Genomic DNA, 16507 nt, shown 5'->3' with positions numbered 1-16507 from the left:
CTCAAAAAAATCCACAAGTCATCCTAATCCGGTTGCTACTCCTCTAGATTTGATTTCATCAAAAATCTGCATCCATTTATGCTTGCTTTCTGTCTCATTTAACCACATTCCAAGTATTTTCTTTATGGGTTCCTACCAACAAATCGCGGAAAACATACGCTAAGGAAAATTCGACATGAAAAAAGCCGATTTTCCTACGTTAAGGAATTTTTCGGCTTTCATTTTATTGGTTGAGAGGACGCCGTGAATTTAAGCTTCTTATTTTCGCCATATCAAAGGTGTATTCACCAAGAAAATTGATATGTTCCCATCCTAGTGGTGAAATATGTTTTAATAAGTCCTCTCGTAAATTTCCTTTTTCCTTTAACAGTTTAGTTGCTTCAGTTAGATATACGGTATTCCATACGCTAATTGCGTTAATTATAATGTTTAATGCACTTGCGCGCTGCAACTGATCCTGTAAGCCCCTTTCCCGTAACTCGCCTCTTTTTCCAGAAAATAATGCTCTCGCCAAACCATTCATGGCTTCTCCTTTATTTAGACCTCGCTGTATACGTCTACGTAGTGTCTCACTGGATATGTAATCCAAGATAAAAATAGTTTTTTCGATTCTTCCCATTTCTCGTAAAGCAGTGGCTAATTTGTTTTGCCTTGCATATGAACCTAACTTCCCCATAATAAGCGAACCAGATACTTTACCTTCTCTAATAGAATGGGCTAATCGGAGTACATCATAAAAGTTTTCCTGAATAACCTTTGTGTTAATCCGTCCACGAAGTAAGTTTTCCAATTTAGGAAAATCACTTGGCTTTTGAATTGTGTAAAGTTTAGCGTCAGCTAAGTCACGAAGCCTTGGTGCAAATCGAAAACCTAATAAATGACTCAAACCGAAAACCTGATCGGTATAACCTGCTGTATCAGTATAATGCTCCTCAATATTTAACTCCGTCTCATGATGAAGTAACCCATCTATTACATGTACAGCATCTCTTGCGTTTGTATTAATGACCTTCGTATAAAAAGAAGAGAATTGATCACTTGTAAACCGATAAATGGTTGCACCTTTACCTGTACCATAATGAGGATTTGCTTCAGCGTGCAAGGATGATACACCAACCTGTACTCGCATTCCGTCGGATGAAGATGTGGTGCCATCACCCCAATATGAAGCAAGGGTTAATTTTTGCTGGAAATTTACCAATGTAGCTTGTGCCCGACTGATAGCATCATCATACAACCGCCATTGGACGGCATTAGCCATTTGGTGATAAGTAATTCCAGGTGTAGCATCTGCCATTTTAGTCAAACCGATGTTTGTTCCCATTGCCATAAGTGCAGCCAGAAATAGAAAAAGGATACGAAAATTTAATGCTGCTTTGTTAATAGATGAATTATAGGGTGCTATACTTAAAAAAGCCGATTCCTCCTAGCGTAGGAATAATCGGCTTTCTTTATGTCGAATTTTGCTTAGCGTATCTTTTCCGCTTTTTGTTGGTAGGACCCCTTTATGACCTTCCACCGTTTAGCCTAGGATAGTGTAGACGGTGTATTTCCTGGTTTCATATTGATTGCGAATAGTCGTATACATACAGTCTATAAATACTAACGCATAACAGTTACTTAATGGACGAGCCTGCCATTCCTCCAGCTCGGGAAGTACTTAATCGGTAATATCTGAAACCATTTCATGAGATACAGAAAAGCCATAGATGTCTTCAATGGTTAACGAGATATCTCTCTGGAACATTCTATATATTTGGGACACATAGTAAGTGAAAAGATTTGTAGAAATAAGAAAGTAAAATAATTTATTATTCTACTTCTCTTGGATAATTGTTTTAACAGGTCTATTCCTTATTATAATGGATTTCAAAGGCAATACGGAATTCTGGCAATAAATCTGGTTTATTATTGAATTCGTCCGATACCCACGGTTGTATTAAAAATGGAAATAGTGCGTTGTTTAAATCACTAACCATATACTGTGAAGTTGCTTTACCAATCATATAGTTTTGTTCTATTTCTAAGACAGATCCGTCATGTAATGGTAGTGGAACTAAATCAATTCCTACCATGGTTGCTGACAATTCCAGAAGAATGTCGTGTTTGTTCCAATTCTTATTCAACTCTCCTGCCTCGTTAGTTTAAGTGAAACTCTTCACAAACTCTATATTAATAATTATAATTACAACTATTCAGTTAACTAAGTTTACACTAAATATATAGAATATGTACATCTATTCAAAATTAAGAATTTAATTTCCCCTTCCTTGAATAAGAATTTGAATCTGGTTTTGGAAAAAGTTAAAGATCGTATACTATTTTCATATTATTTGTTACTGTTTTCTTTTTGAGGAACATCGGGTATAATAAAATTAAATACATTGCATAAATTAAAAAGAGACCGCTAGTGCTGGTTACACTAACGGTCACATACAATAGCCCTTCAAAGGGGCGACTCACAATAAGGGAAATAACCACCAAATTGCTTATCAGGCTTATAGGGTGGTTATTTTTTTTGGTTTGACAGCAAGACAACCATTAATGTTCCAAAAGAAATCATTAGAACAAGCGATTCAAATACCGTCATTACGCATCACCCTAGGACTGACCCTACATATATCGCGACGGGGACTATCCCTAAAGTCCAGCTAAGCTTACAAACCTAGAGATATATACTTCACTTCTAAATATTCATCCATGCCATGATGTCCACCTTCTCTGCCTAGTCCACTTTGTTTATACCCACCAAACGGGGCCTGCGGAGTAGATGGTAAGCCATCATTGAGTCCTACAATGCCATATTCTAATTTATCAATTATCTTGATGCCCTTTGTAATATTTTCAGTGAAAACATAGGATGCTAGACCGAAATCAGAATCATTAGCTCTTGTAATTGCTTCATCTACATCCTTAAAAGGTGATATTGGCAGGATCGGTCCAAATGTTTCTTCTTTCATACATATCATATCATCTGAAACGTTAGATAAAATGGTAGGTTCATAAAATAGACCTTCTATTCTATTTCCACCAACCTCAATAGTTGCACCTTTTTCGACGGCATCTTTTACATGAGAATCTACTTTATCTATTGCAACCCTATCAATTAATGGTCCGATATCCGTACTTTCATTTACACCTTGATCTACTTTTAATTCTCTTACTTTTTCAATTAGTTTTGCAGTAAATTCTTCTTGAATGGTCTCATCTACATATATCCTATTTGCACAAACACAGGTTTGTCCTGCATTTCTAAACTTAGCTTGAATAACACCATTTACCGCTTTATCGATATCACAATCCCCTAGGATGATAACTGGTGCATGACCACCTAGTTCAAGAGAGACTCTTTTAACGTTATTAGCTGCACCCTTCATCAGTAATTTCCCTACAGGAGTTGAACCCGTAAAAGTGAGTTTTCTAATACGTGTATCCGCGTTCCATGTTTCACCAATTTCCTTCGCATCACCAACAATAACATTGATAACGCCATCTGGTATGCCTGCCTCTTTAGCTAGCTTCACTAGTTTTATTGCAGTAATTGGTGTTTGTTCTGCTGGCTTAATTACAACGGTACAACCTGCAGCTAATGCAGGCGCTACTTTACGAGTAATCATTGCTGCTGGGAAATTCCAAGGTGTGATCACTGCAACAACACCAACTGCTTGCTTTTGTACAAAAATTCGTTTTGAAGTAGTAGAAGCTGGTATGATTTCACCGTAAACTCGTTTAGCCTCTTCCGCATACCAAGAAATAAAACCATTTGCATAGTCTATTTCTCCACGAGCTTCTTTTAATGGTTTTCCTTGTTCTAATGTCATGGACAAGGCTATGTCTTCTTTATTTTCATTTATTAATTCGTACCATTTCCTAATCAATTCACTTCGTTCATATGCACTCCGTTCAGACCAATCTGTCCAACTCTGATATGCCGCATCTGCTGCAGAAACTGCCTCATTTTTACCACCATATGGAACTTCAGCAATCGGTTCATTATTTGCTGGGTTCGTTACATGTATCTTTTCTAAATTATTACCAACGTTCTTTCCATTAATAATCATTTCGTACGTGTCCATCCTTGAATCCCTCCAACTCTATTCATTTATATGTTTGGTAAATATTTTTCCATTTTCTCCTTTAAAGAAATCTTTTCCATATATAACGAGACATAAAATAATACCGGCAGCAAAAGCCCATGTGGCACCTTTTATCGCCAAAATAGATCCAATAATCCCAGCAATACCTAAATCTTTATAACCTCTAGATTCCATTACACCAATTCGAACACTTACAAATCCTTGGATTAATAGTGTTGATGCCAAAGCTACACCGAGAATTGGTTCGACTAAACTAACAATCGGTAATAACAGTAACCCTGTATTTGTTCCCCACCTAAAGGAACCAGAACCACTAAAAATAGAATGCATTGCCTCTTTGCCTTCTTTGTATCTCTCGATGATAATCACTTGCATTGCTGCCCACAACGGACCTGCCATCGTAACATCTGGACCAATTATACTCATTATTGTATTTCGTCCCCCGAAAATTAAGTTGGCACGGTTCGGATTATAATCTATTTTTTCATCTGGTCGCGCCTCATCTGCTTCATCTAATAAAGCCTTACTTTGTAATATATCACCAAATAAGACAATATATGTTGCAAAAACAGTTGGGAGGGCTGTTAAGATCATCATAATTGGCGGAAAACCTAATCCAAATACCGTGTAGTCACTCCAAAGTGTTAAGAAATCAGGCTTACTAAAGCCCCATTCAATATTCGGCCATGGTGCTTCCCCCACAAGTGGGGCAACAACAATAGCAATTAAAAATACGGGTAGAATACCTAATTTCCCTATTATCCCCAGTACAGGATTTTTTTTCTTTATCCTATTGAAATGATTGGAATAGATAAAATAGAATGCGATTGCCATAGCAATGGTTATTGTCGATGGAAAGGTTTCAAATCTACCTCCAACTTCAAAAACGGAAACAACAGCAGCCACCCCAGCTCCTAAAATAATACCTGATTTGATTGCTGGTGGAACGAGCGAAACTACCTTTCCGGCTAGACCTGTGACACCTAAAAATAAGGATAAAACACCTAAAGTCAGCTGGAATGATATTAAGGCATGTACCCGCTCTGCCCCTTCTGGAAATTGTGATGCATAAAGCATGATTAACGGTATTGCTGGCGTAATCCATCCTGGTACTAATGGGTCACCCAATAAGTGATGCGTTAAATACAAAATACCATTTAATAAGACAACTGCTAAAGCAACTTCAAACGGCATCCCTAAGATCTCTATCATTAGCGGTATGGCTGATAAATCTACAGCACACATTAATAACCCTTGAGAATAATCTGCCCATTCAAATTTATAATGTACGAAAGGTAACCTTAATTTAAAAGGGCCCATCGGTATGTATGGAGATTCGTCTCCATATTTTCTTTCTTTCCACTTGCTCACAATACATCCCCCTCTTTATCTCCCTAATTAAAATGCTGACTGATAAATCTTTTTTATTTCTATAACATTAAATTTACGAGGATTATTTTTTAACAATCTTTCTATTTTCATTGCTTCATTAGCTAATTCTTCAATATCTGATTCAAGTATATTAAAATGACGTAACCCAGACGGTATATTAACTACTTTACAGATATTTTGCATTGCATTCACTGCTTTATCTGCTGCTTCATAATCAGAGAGTCCTTCAACATTTTCTCCCATTGCTATTGCAATATCTCGGAACCTTTCAAGATTCCCAATTTTATTCCACTCCATGACAAATGGCAGCAATAATGCATTACTTACACCGTGTGCAATATGATATTTCCCACCTATGGGATATGCCAATGCATGTACTGCCGCAACTCCTGCATTTCCAAATGCCATGCCCGCAATCAAACTCGCCGTTGCCATCTGCTCTCTTGCTTCTAGATTCGTAGGATTAGCGAAGGCTTTTGGTAGGTTTTTACTAATCATTTTAATTGCTTGTAGAGCCAATCCGTCTGTTATTGGTGAAGCATTTAATGATATGTAGGACTCAATTGCATGTACTAAGGCATCAACACCACTTGCTGCAGTAACAGATGGAGGCATCGTTAATGTCATTTCAGGCGCTACAATGGCAACATCTGGTAATAAGTGGTCACTGACAATGCCTTTTTTTATATTGTCTTCCGGATCAGCTAAGATAGCTATATTTGTAACCTCAGACCCTGTCCCTGCAGTAGTTGGTATGGCAATGATACTCGGTCCTTTTTTATTTACAATGTCTGTTCCTACTAAAGACTTTAATGGTTTATCCATTATACTGTATCCAGAAACAGCTTTTGCAATGTCGATTGCACTACCTCCACCAACAGCAATTAACCCATCGTGATTCCCTTGTTTAAATTGTTTCATACATTCCTCTACGACACCGAATTCAGGTTCAGGCTTGACCCCGGTAAATATTCCGTGTTCCAATCCATCTAAAAGATCCGTAATTTTTTTAACCACACCAACTTCTATTAAAATAGTATCTGTAATGATTAATGGATTTTTAACACCTAAAATTTCTAATTCATTCAGGATTGCTGTTGTTGCACCTTCTCCCGTAATAAGTTTATTTGCAATTTTAAATGACGAATGTTTCATATAACAAATCTCCTTTTCTTTTTAACAATAATACAGCAAAAATCATGCCAACTATTTTAAAGTTTCAGAAATATGATTATATTATAGTGATTGCGAGTCTTTTAAAAGAAAGTGTTATCAAAAAACAAGGTAAATGATTATAAATTTAATCAAAAAATGGGCTATTGATTATTTTTTTAATCAATAGCCCATTTTTTCATCTTTTGTACAATTGTTGATTGACTAACTCCTAATACATCTGCAACTTTTCTCGTTGTTTTATGATGTTTCAAGGCATCTTTAATTATTTTCCGTTCCACTGCTTCCAAGCTCTCTTTTAACGTTTTACATTCACCTGACCCATTTTTGATAAATCCATTATTCATCGTTGAGGGTAAATCACGGAGCTTAATCTCATCCCCATCTGAGATGACCACTAACTTTTCAACTATATTTCTTAGTTCTCTTATATTTCCAGGCCATTCATATTCATAAAAAGCATCTAACACTTCTAACGAAAAATATTTAGCTTCTTCATAAAACGAATTGAATTCGCTTAGAAAATCTTTTGCGAATGGAATGATTTCTTCTTGTCGATCTTTTAGGTCTGGTACATCGACTTCTACTATGTTTAATCTATAATATAAATCTTCTCTAAATGTACCTTGATCAACCATTTTCTTAATGTCTTTGTTAGAAGCAGAAACAATCCGAATATCCACTTTTTTATAATCTGTTGAACCTATTGGATAAAATGTTTGATTTTCTATGACAGATAGCAATTTAACTTGTAACTCCAAGGGGAGATCTCCAATTTCATCCAAGAATAAAGTGCCTTTATGAGCTAATTCTAGTAGCCCCTTTTTTCCTTTTGTCTGTGCACCAGTAAAGGCCCCAGGTACGTATCCAAATAATTCAGATTCTATTAAGTTCGAAGGTAGTGCAGTACAGTTAATTTCAAGAAAGTTTTCTCTTGACCTGTTTGATTGCAAATGGATATATTTTGCTAAATACGTCTTTCCCACCCCTGTTCGACCATGAAGAAGTATTTTTACTTTCGATGCTGCTGCCTTCTTCAGAAGTTTAAAGATTGAATGCATTGCGGTGTTTTGACCTACTTGATTAGCAATTTTCGTTGTTTTCATACCAATATTTAAATTATTATCTATTAACTCATTTGTTTCATATTTTAAACGCAATAATTCCGTTATATCTCTAACACTATTAACAACATATTGAATTTTACCATTTTTATCTAAAATGGGTACACCGGAAACAATTACATTTTTCCCGTTTTTTATTGTTTGCATGAGCGTAACCTGCTCTTTTCTTCTGATAACATGTAATGAAATGGATTCATTAATGATACCTTCTTTCTCTAGGTCACCCATGTACTTTCCTAACAAACCCTGTGAATCTATTCCCGTAATTCTTTCATAGGCTTCATTTATTCGGAGGGTTCGCCCTTCCCCATCTGTAATATACACCCCATCATAAATTGAATTTATAACAGCCGAAAAAAACTCTGAATGTAACAATCTATTTGGCTCTTGTCCTTCGATATCATCTGTTAATTTGAATATATTCTGTTTCAATAATTCTTTAAAAGATTGTTTTAACGCATCTTTTTTTAGTGTTATATTCATTCCGTTGAAAGACATAATAGCCGAATCTTCTTCATCTAACTGATTCATATCTACATAAGCAGTTGTTTCCTCACCTAATTTTTCAATAACAGTAAGTAACGAATCATTTGGCATGATCTCCATTTTAAAATCTCCTTAAAAGTACATTGGCTAGACTCCATAATTGTCACATATGTGAACATCTTTTTAAAGTGTAACCAAATTTTTTTAACTGCTAGCATTACTGTGTTTGTGATTGCCTTCGACGATTTCCTGATTGTATTAAAGCACCATATAATGCAAAAAGAGAGGTGCATCTATTAGCTGGGTTTCGTAATATAAGGTTAGCCAGATTTTACTGGTTGACCTTTTTTCATATGGTCTTATTATTAACGGTAGTCGGGGTAGAACGTAGCACCAGTGGGACTTGATCTCGTCAACAAAACTGTTCACCCCCTACTTGTATAAACATGTTTCAGGCTGGTTGGGACAATGTGATCCCGTTTAACAAGCGAACCTATGACATTACAAGAAGCCTTAGGGGATACCGACTAATTTAATATTTTAGGAGGAGATCGTGTATGAATCCAGTCATCGGTCTGGATGTTTCAAAAGGGGAAAGTCAGATTCAAGCCTTTTTAGATAAAGGTAAACCTTATCGAAAGAACTTTAGTATTAAGCATGACATAAAAGGGTTGGGAAATTTACTAGAATTCCTTCATGAAGTTGAAAAATCAGCTAACAACCAACCTACGGTCGTGTTGGAATCAACTGGTCACTATCATTATCCAGTTATTCAATTTTTGGAGGAACAAAAGTATGTCTATATTATTGTTAATCCTCTTATCTCACATCGTGCCAAGAGTTCAAGTCTACGTAAAGTTAAAACAGATGCAGTAGATGCCTATCACCTTTGTGAGCTGTTTTATAAAGAAGAGTTGGAACCTTATAAAAAGCGAGGTGTTCAACTTTTAAACCTTCGCAACCTTACTAGACAACAAGAAAGTATTGCAGAAATATCAGCAAAAACTAAAATACAGTTATACTCCTTGTTAGATCAGGTATTCCCTGAATATAGAGGTGTGTTTGGGAGTTTATATTCAAGGGTATCTTTGCTTACTTTACTAGCATTTCCAACATCTGAGGCGGTATTAAGTGCGAGTGAAAGTGAATTATCAGAGAAGATAAGTTCATTATGTAAAAGTCGTTCCGACCTTTGGGCACAAGAAAGGGCAAAAAAGCTAAAAGAAGCAGCCCTTCGTAACCCGTTCCAGAATAACCTGTATCAGAGCAATATTTTCAATCTTGAAATGTTAGTTAATCTTGTTCTTCAATACCAAGAGCATCTATCAAAGATTGCGAATGAAATAGATTCCCTCGCTAAGGAAATTGAAGAATATCATATTCTCCAATCGATTCCTGGAATCGGAGAAAAAATCGCTGCAACGATTATTTCCGAGATTGGAGAGATTGATCGATTTAATAATGCCAAAAAGCTCGTTGCATTCGCAGGAGTTGATCCGAGTGTTTACTCTTCTGGTAAGTTTACAGCATCAGTAAATCGAATCACCAAACGAGGATCTAATAGACTACGGCATGCTTTATATATGGCTGTTCAAAGTGGTATTCGTGATGCTCGTAAAAAGAAGACGACCGATGAGATAATAGCACGCAATAAGAGACTAAGAGAGTTTTATGATAAAAAACGTGAAGAAGGAAAACCCTTTAGAGTAGCAGTTATTGCATGTGTGAATAAGCTCTTACACTGGATTTACGCCCTACTAAAAAGCAGAACTACTTTCCAAGATATAGCATAAAAACTATATCTAACTAAATATAACAAAACCTTCCAATCACTGAATAGTGGAAGGTTATTTGGCATGCGTACTTTTAGTATATCATGAGAAATTTAATTTTTTTAGTGAAAAATATTGACAACTATTAGCTGGTTTAGCTTAAAATTAACATTCGCAAATCATTAAAATATTTCCATCAGGATCTTTGAAATTAAAATAATGATCATGTTCAATTTCTGTAATCAAATTAACTCCCTTATTACTCATAAAATGAAATGCTTCTTCAATGTTTTTTGTATTTAAGTGGAATGCTGGAGTTCTATATATTCTATCCTCTGAATAAATCTTGCTATCTAACACAATCTTTGTACCTTCCATAGGTATAACGTAAAGATGACCAAACTGAATTTCCCCATCTGTTTTTAATCCTAAAATATCGCAGTACCAATCTCTCGCTTTCTCTATGTTGCTTACTGGGATAAATACTGTTCCGATTTGTTTTAAAATAGGATTATCCATAAAAACACTCCTTTAAATTTTTGAGATTATTAAATATTCCACATTTTTAATATAATATCCTGCCCTTTAGTAAAAAAGACCGTTATAATGACGATCTCATTGTTGTATTAAAGCACCCATATAGTTGAAGGTCTTATAATGACTTTTTTAAGTGATTGTATGTATATTTAAGATTCTTCGCATTTGCAACTTCCTTATTAGTTGCAAGTTTTAATTCTATTTTTTCGTTATGATGCCTCGGGATTATATGGAAATGAGTGTGCATAATATCTTGTTGTGCATTTACTCCATTATCACTGAGTATAGTAAAGTCAGTACAAATATCAGAAGTAATGAGTAAATTTGATACCTTTATTAGTGCATTCATTAATCTTTTCATAACTTCTTCATCGTTAACAGTGTCTAATCTGTTAAAATGTTTATTTGGAATTACTAATGTATGACCCAAAGCAACAGGATTAATATCAAGGAAGGCTGTAGCTATCTCATCTTTATATATTGTATACAAGGATATTTCTTCTCTTACAATTCCACAAAATATACAATCCTCCATTTTTTAAACCCTCCATTCTTCATTAAGAACTTTTTCGCCTTCAAACAAAGCACACAGTTAGCTTAGTAAGACTATGTTAATTGCAGCATCCTAAAGGGTTTCTATCGGGGTCATAAAATGTAAAATATCTTGTAGTGCCTTCTCCACCAATTTGATTTACCTCTACCCCTTTTTCAATTAACATTTTATAGGTTTTATCAATGTCTAAAGGGATGAAATTGTAATACTTACCTACTCCGAAGTCATTCTCTGGAAATTTCATTGGTTTATGATTTGGCGTCCGAACAAGTGTTATTACTGTTTGTGAACCTTCTGCAAGTTTCATTGTTACTGCCTCCTCTTCTAAATAAAGAGGTTTACACCCTAACTTATCTTCATACCATTTAGCTGATTTTGTAGGATCTGTAACAGGTATAAATACCCCTTCCATCCCCTTCAACAAAGGTTGTATCATTTCTGTTTCCTCCTCTTTTAGTTTTATAATGTTTTTCAATACACAACAGCCAAAACTCTTAGTTTTTATGATTGTTTTGTACTGAGGCTTTTTTTCTTCAACTAACCTGCCAGTTTGTTTAAGTGTAAATTTTCACAATAACTATATTATCTCTATTATCATCTTAACATAAGAATCCAAGTACCTTGGCCTCTCATATTAATCTACATATTAAATCGCAGGAAATTCACAAGACAGAAATATTTATTTCGATATCTGTGAAAATGGGTGTGTTTTACTATGTGAAATTTAAACAAAAGAGCAACAAATCCTTATATAGCAATAAAATTATCGCAGTGAATTCTATTGTGAATATCACTGCGATATTGCTTGTGAATGACTTGTTTGCACCTCTGAAGTAAACCCGTTAGTTAAAAGTAGGTTTATTTGTTTTACATACCCGCTATTTCCATTACATTCTTAAGTTTACTCCCGTCCCAAAGTATCGTATGTGTTTTAGCTGCTAAAGCAATTGCTGACTTTGTGTAACTACTGTTGGTAATTACCCACGTAACATCCGCATCATAATATTCTTTACCTGATATAACCTCTTGAATCGCTTTATTTCCAACTGTTCCAGAATACCTTTTCGCTTGAACGGCGTAAGTCTTACCTCTTTTTCTAGCTAATATATCTACGCCTTGATCTCCCGATGTTTTCGTGGCTTCGGCTCTATACCCTAAATTGTTTAACAAATCTACTAAGAATATTTCAAAGTTTCTTCCATCCATTGTTTGAATATCGTTAAACGTAAGCTTATCTTCTCCCTGTTTTTCACTCCCTTCTGACAGTTCTTTTTCCATTTTAATTACATTATAGTTTTCAACTTCATCGCTAACCATTTTATAGAGTTCTTCGTATTCTATCTCTTTCTCTAGAAAACCACTTCTGACCAGGTATCTTTCTAAAAAGGAGAGGTTTCTCAAATCCTTAATGCCCTGTTTATCTACCAATTGAATGAATAGAAATATTGCTTCTTGGTAGGTAGAATTATCTACATTTAGTTGTAATAAAGGCTGAAACTCATCTTCCATTTCTTCATAATTTTTTTGTAAACTTTTTTCTTTTAAAACACCTAAATAATATTTCTCCTCCCCTTGAGTTACATAACCTTTCTTAGATAAAAGTGAAAAGAAGGTAGATATTTTGTTTTCATATAATCGCCATCCTTCCCATTGTGATGATGAATACGGTCGAGGCATTTGAATATATGTCCATTCTCCTTCTCCGTACTCTTTATCCTTCTCAATACATTCTAGAATATTGTCTACGACAGTAGGAATACATAACACAAACGTATCGTTTTTAGAAACAAAACTATCCATTAAAACGTCAATTTCTTTATTTGTACGAATCTCTGACATCGTTTTAGCTTTTATTATTTCCTCGTTTTTCTTTCTCTTTTCAATTTTTGTTAGCAGTTCAACCAAGCTGCTATAAATTCTATTTCTTTTATCAAGCTCAAGTTCTTTCCTTCGCTTACTCTGCTCGTTTTTAATCCTGTTGGATTCTAGTTGTTCCTCCAGTTTGCTCTTCTCTATTTTAATCCTGTTGGACTCTAGTTGTTCCTCCAGTTTGCTCTCTTCGTCCTTAAATAACTTAAGATATGTTGCTTTCAAACTATCAATCCTTCGCTGTACTCCTGCCTCTTCATCTGTTTTTCGCTCAATTTTCAGTTCAATTCTTGCCAATAACTTTTTCTTTGTTTGTATTTTATCACTTAGAAAATTTATTTCTTTTTCCAAGTCAGATATATTCTTCTTCATTTTTTTAATTGATTCTAGATTTTCGTTTTTATTTTTAACAGCCTCTTTAGCTTCCTTTATCTGTTTAAACAACAGTAATCCCCTCTTTCGTAGGCCTATAGAAAGGTATCATTATCACTATATTACTATAAGCAACTATTTATTTCTCTATATTTTTACAGAGTGTAATTATTTATCATAAAGCAACAATTTTTTAGATAACAGCCAAATAATAAGAGCTTCCAATAGCCGAAATTATTGTATAGCTCTTTTAATTTATTCAGTTAACCTGCCAGTTAGCACAAGATAGGCTGCCATACCGACGATATCCTTAATGTGTTAAAGCACCAGTTAATTGAATATCAAGTCTGTTAATTACCCTTCCTTTTTGTAAAAAGATGCTGATAAAAATATAGTTATTCCAATAAGAATAAAAGCAATTGATTGAGGAAAATCTTTTAATGAAATACCTTCAGAAAGCTCTTGTATAAATAAGTAAAGCCCTAATAATAAAAAAATGATTCCTAGCACAAAATTTATTCCCCAAACAAGAGATAATTTTTTCAACGCATCGCACCTCCATTATAAATTGAGCAATTGCCCTTATTGAACAATCGCACCAGATTGTATAAGTGCACACTTTCACAAAGTTGAAAAAGTCAAAGGAAAGCTGCCCATAAAAATAGCAGGCAGCTTATCTGAATTACAAATTCTACTGCATTTCACTTTTCAATAACCATTCAAACCATCTACCGTGTCCATCAGTTTCTGCAATAGTATTGTGACTCTCAATACCATCTAAATAATAATCTAGATGTAAGTATCTATCTTGAATGTTATTATAAATATGGAATACATCTCTTTTCTTACCAATAGTTTCAACCGTATGCAATAGTTGTTTATTCTTTTCTATTGGTATTTGGTTTGCTACGTGAGTATGAAAAATGCAAACCACACTGTCCTCTGGAATTTCCTCAACATATTTAGATAATAAACTTATCCCATCCCCATCTACCAAATTCACTGAAGCACCCTTAATATAACTCGCAGCTTTTTCAAACATAGACAGCCTCTCTCTATGTTCGGGCCATATTAAGGATTTAAGCCACAATTTCTCCTCCTCATCATTTAAGTCAATTGTATTTAAATCTAAGCCGATTCTGGTAGAAACTGGCGGTGATGTGGGGTGGAGGATTGGAGTATTTTCTCCTCTTACTTCTGCCGTAATATTTAGGTTTGAATTTTTGTTGCCATAAATGTTATTTGTCCCGTATGAATATGAATATTTATCCCAAAGAAGCTGTAATCCCGCACTTGTTCCAATTTCGATAAGTGCTAATGGTTTCCTTGCTTTCTCGTAAATAGTACAAAAAGCAGGATAAAGATATGCACATCTCCTTACTTCATTTGTTTGAACAAGCCTAGTTTTAAGTATTGACTCAATTTCTTTTCGATATTTCAAGCAAAAGTCCTTAAAGAATTCAAATGATCCCTTATACAATTTGGGATTATCTACAATACTCGGGAAATACTCTTTTAATGGGTGTTCCGTTCCTTTTAGTAAGAGATAATGTACTGCACCAAATAGGAGATTTGGAATAGGTTGCCCTTCTCGTGCGTTACTACATATTTCAAGAAGATTATCATCCGTGGCAATTTTGATGGACAAATGTTCATATAATAAGCTAGATCCCTTACATTCCTTTTCGGCAAAAGCCAAAAAGTATCGAGACAAAACATCTTTATTAAACAAATAAACTCCCCCTTTTATAAAATCTATTACACTATTCAACAATCACTCAAGGAAACCCTTTCAATTACAGGAATAGTAGAAATTGAACTATAAAGATAACTGTTGAAGTATTTACTTATCTTCTTCAACTAAACTGCCATATAGCAAAAGAGCGACTACCCTTGTTGAACAATCGCACCATATAGTTTAAGTACTATATTTCACAATCTAATAGTTGGAATAAGAAAAAAGTGACCTTTATGTGAAAATAATCGCTAAAAAAGGGAGATTATTTATATTAAATAAACCATTCGCCCTGAGCTATTTTTTCTACTTTTCCTCCCACATTTACTATGATTTCACCGTTTTCATCACTTGCCTCTAAAAACAATAAAGACGGTCTTTTAATTTCATATCCCTGTTCTACACGAATATTAATCTCACTTTTATCAAAATATCGATATTTAACTAAGTAAGAAGCTAAACATCCATTAGAACTTCCAGTAGCTGCATCTTCTGGAATACCAAAATAATCTGCAAAGTCTCGAACGTTTAAATTATTATCGACACTATATGTTTCAGGAGAGAAGACCATAATTGCTTTTGCATCAGTATGCTCAATTAACTCAAAGTATTTTTCTTTATTTATTCTAACTTTTTTAATTGCTTCTAAAGATTTTAAAGGGACAACTATCACGGGAAGTCCTGTTGAAACCTCCTGGATAGGAAATCTATCGTCTATGTACTCTTTATCTAAATTTAAAACATTAGAAACCTTATTTGTATCAAAAATACGAACAAATGTGGGTTTATTTTGTTTCATCCAAAGTATTTTTTCTTGTTTATCGAACGATACGGGAATCTGTCCAGTTTTAAAATTTAAAATAAGTTTTTCTATTGGTTCCCCTATTATTTCATTTTGAATGATATACGCAGTTCCTAAAGTCGGGTGTCCAGCAAAAGGAACCTCTTCATTAGGTGTAAAAATACGAACATCATAACCATTATTTTTTTTTGTGTCTGATAATATAAAAGTAGTCTCTGAATAATTAATCTCCTTGGCTATTTGTTGCATTTCACTATCTGAAAGGTTTTCAGCATTCTTAAAAACAGCAAGTTGATTTCCTGTATATTTTCCTTGTGAAAAAACATCCACAATTGAATAATTAATTTTCCCCATTATTTCTCTCCCCTACCTATGTTTGTAATTTTTTATAACATACCATTTATTTCTTTTTAAGTTAAGTAAAGAAATACCACTCTTATTCAACAATCCTGCCCCGTTAGCTCAGCTCAATAATCTGTTTAATTTAACATTAACCTAATATTCCAATTGATTTCCAAAAAAGAAAAGACAATCAATCTGATGATCGCCCTGTTAAACTCTCGCACCATATAGCGTAATAATAGAGGTACTTTAA

At 34.5% G+C, this 16507-nt stretch carries 14 protein-coding genes and 3 pseudogenes; 1 reads left to right on the top strand and 16 read right to left on the bottom strand.

Annotated features, from left to right (window positions below):
* Nucleotides 1-36: 36 nt before the first annotated feature.
* From ACHABU_RS11615 to ACHABU_RS11575, 9 genes and pseudogenes are all read right to left on the bottom strand, one after another.
* Nucleotides 37-123 (bottom strand): annotated as a pseudogene (locus tag ACHABU_RS11615) (transposase); the annotation flags it as partial.
* A gap of 100 nt (nucleotides 124-223) precedes the next feature.
* Nucleotides 224-1348: pseudogene (locus ACHABU_RS11610) on the bottom strand (transposase); the annotation flags it as partial.
* A 177-nt stretch (nucleotides 1349-1525) separates the two neighbouring features.
* Nucleotides 1526-1747, bottom strand: a pseudogene (locus ACHABU_RS11605) (transposase); the annotation flags it as partial.
* A 100-nt stretch (nucleotides 1748-1847) separates the two neighbouring features.
* On the bottom strand, nucleotides 1848-2126 hold the full coding sequence (locus ACHABU_RS11600) for a hypothetical protein (protein ID WP_435765027.1): 279 nt from the start codon (nucleotides 2124-2126) through the stop codon (nucleotides 1848-1850).
* Nucleotides 2127-2509: 383 nt separating this feature from the next.
* On the bottom strand, nucleotides 2510-2590 hold the full coding sequence (locus tag ACHABU_RS11595; RefSeq protein ID WP_435765073.1) for a putative holin-like toxin: 81 nt from the start codon (nucleotides 2588-2590) through the stop codon (nucleotides 2510-2512).
* A gap of 67 nt (nucleotides 2591-2657) precedes the next feature.
* Nucleotides 2658-4076, bottom strand: a complete 1419-nt coding sequence (locus ACHABU_RS11590; protein ID WP_435765026.1) for an NAD-dependent succinate-semialdehyde dehydrogenase — start codon at nucleotides 4074-4076, stop codon at nucleotides 2658-2660.
* Between the two features lie 18 nt (nucleotides 4077-4094).
* Complete coding sequence (locus tag ACHABU_RS11585) at nucleotides 4095-5417, bottom strand: hypothetical protein (RefSeq protein WP_435765072.1); 1323 nt, start codon at nucleotides 5415-5417, stop codon at nucleotides 4095-4097.
* 78 nt (nucleotides 5418-5495) lie between these two features.
* A complete protein-coding gene (locus tag ACHABU_RS11580; RefSeq protein WP_435765025.1) occupies nucleotides 5496-6644 on the bottom strand; it encodes an iron-containing alcohol dehydrogenase in 1149 nt (382 codons plus the stop codon).
* 176 nt (nucleotides 6645-6820) lie between these two features.
* Nucleotides 6821-8392 carry a sigma-54 interaction domain-containing protein gene (locus tag ACHABU_RS11575; RefSeq protein WP_435765023.1) on the bottom strand — a complete coding sequence of 524 codons (1572 nt, stop codon included), beginning with the start codon at nucleotides 8390-8392 and terminating at the stop codon, nucleotides 6821-6823.
* Nucleotides 8393-8829: 437 nt separating this feature from the next.
* Here ACHABU_RS11575 and ACHABU_RS11570 point away from each other — a divergent pair, with 437 nt between their 5' ends.
* A complete protein-coding gene (locus tag ACHABU_RS11570; protein WP_435765022.1) occupies nucleotides 8830-10065 on the top strand; it encodes an IS110 family transposase in 1236 nt (411 codons plus the stop codon).
* A 144-nt stretch (nucleotides 10066-10209) separates the two neighbouring features.
* Here the strand turns inward: ACHABU_RS11570 and ACHABU_RS11565 are convergent, their stop codons facing one another.
* The 7 genes from ACHABU_RS11565 to ACHABU_RS11535 form a co-directional block, all read right to left on the bottom strand.
* Nucleotides 10210-10563 (bottom strand): VOC family protein, encoded by a 354-nt coding sequence (locus ACHABU_RS11565; RefSeq protein ID WP_435765021.1) that lies wholly within the window; start codon nucleotides 10561-10563, stop codon nucleotides 10210-10212.
* 133 nt (nucleotides 10564-10696) lie between these two features.
* Nucleotides 10697-11116 (bottom strand): HIT domain-containing protein, encoded by a 420-nt coding sequence (locus ACHABU_RS11560; RefSeq protein ID WP_435765020.1) that lies wholly within the window; start codon nucleotides 11114-11116, stop codon nucleotides 10697-10699.
* A 76-nt stretch (nucleotides 11117-11192) separates the two neighbouring features.
* Nucleotides 11193-11570 (bottom strand): VOC family protein, encoded by a 378-nt coding sequence (locus ACHABU_RS11555; protein WP_435765018.1) that lies wholly within the window; start codon nucleotides 11568-11570, stop codon nucleotides 11193-11195.
* Nucleotides 11571-12001: 431 nt separating this feature from the next.
* Complete coding sequence (locus ACHABU_RS11550) at nucleotides 12002-13447, bottom strand: restriction endonuclease (protein WP_435765017.1); 1446 nt, start codon at nucleotides 13445-13447, stop codon at nucleotides 12002-12004.
* 282 nt (nucleotides 13448-13729) lie between these two features.
* Complete coding sequence (locus tag ACHABU_RS11545; RefSeq protein WP_435765015.1) at nucleotides 13730-13921, bottom strand: hypothetical protein; 192 nt, start codon at nucleotides 13919-13921, stop codon at nucleotides 13730-13732.
* Between the two features lie 145 nt (nucleotides 13922-14066).
* Complete coding sequence (locus tag ACHABU_RS11540) at nucleotides 14067-15107, bottom strand: DUF2332 domain-containing protein (RefSeq protein ID WP_435765014.1); 1041 nt, start codon at nucleotides 15105-15107, stop codon at nucleotides 14067-14069.
* Between the two features lie 277 nt (nucleotides 15108-15384).
* Nucleotides 15385-16266: a PhzF family phenazine biosynthesis protein gene (locus ACHABU_RS11535; RefSeq protein WP_435765013.1), complete on the bottom strand. Its 882-nt coding sequence runs from the start codon at nucleotides 16264-16266 to the stop codon at nucleotides 15385-15387.
* Nucleotides 16267-16507: the final 241 nt, after the last annotated feature.

Origin of the sequence: Oceanobacillus sp. CF4.6 (assembly GCF_051262635.1) — a bacterium.
Classification (GTDB): domain Bacteria; phylum Bacillota; class Bacilli; order Bacillales; family Amphibacillaceae; genus Oceanobacillus.
Note: the sequence above shows the minus strand (reverse complement) of the source record. Positions and strands in the feature narration are given on the sequence as shown.

Bases quoted from the DNA above. Each gene is read 5' to 3' on its own strand.
- ACHABU_RS11595 (WP_435765073.1), bottom strand. From the start codon at position 2,590: ATGACGGTATTTGAATCGCTTGTTCTAATGATTTCTTTTGGAACATTA.
- ACHABU_RS11590 (WP_435765026.1), bottom strand. From the start codon at position 4,076: ATGGACACGTACGAAATGATTATTAATGGAAAGAACGTTGGTAATAAT.
- ACHABU_RS11585 (WP_435765072.1), bottom strand. From the start codon at position 5,417: ATGGGCCCTTTTAAATTAAGGTTACCTTTCGTACATTATAAATTTGAA.
- ACHABU_RS11580 (WP_435765025.1), bottom strand. From the start codon at position 6,644: ATGAAACATTCGTCATTTAAAATTGCAAATAAACTTATTACGGGAGAA.
- ACHABU_RS11575 (WP_435765023.1), bottom strand. From the start codon at position 8,392: ATGGAGATCATGCCAAATGATTCGTTACTTACTGTTATTGAAAAATTA.
- ACHABU_RS11570 (WP_435765022.1), top strand. From the start codon at position 8,830: ATGAATCCAGTCATCGGTCTGGATGTTTCAAAAGGGGAAAGTCAGATT.
- ACHABU_RS11565 (WP_435765021.1), bottom strand. From the start codon at position 10,563: ATGGATAATCCTATTTTAAAACAAATCGGAACAGTATTTATCCCAGTA.
- ACHABU_RS11560 (WP_435765020.1), bottom strand. From the start codon at position 11,116: ATGGAGGATTGTATATTTTGTGGAATTGTAAGAGAAGAAATATCCTTG.
- ACHABU_RS11555 (WP_435765018.1), bottom strand. From the start codon at position 11,570: ATGATACAACCTTTGTTGAAGGGGATGGAAGGGGTATTTATACCTGTT.
- ACHABU_RS11535 (WP_435765013.1), bottom strand. From the start codon at position 16,266: ATGGGGAAAATTAATTATTCAATTGTGGATGTTTTTTCACAAGGAAAA.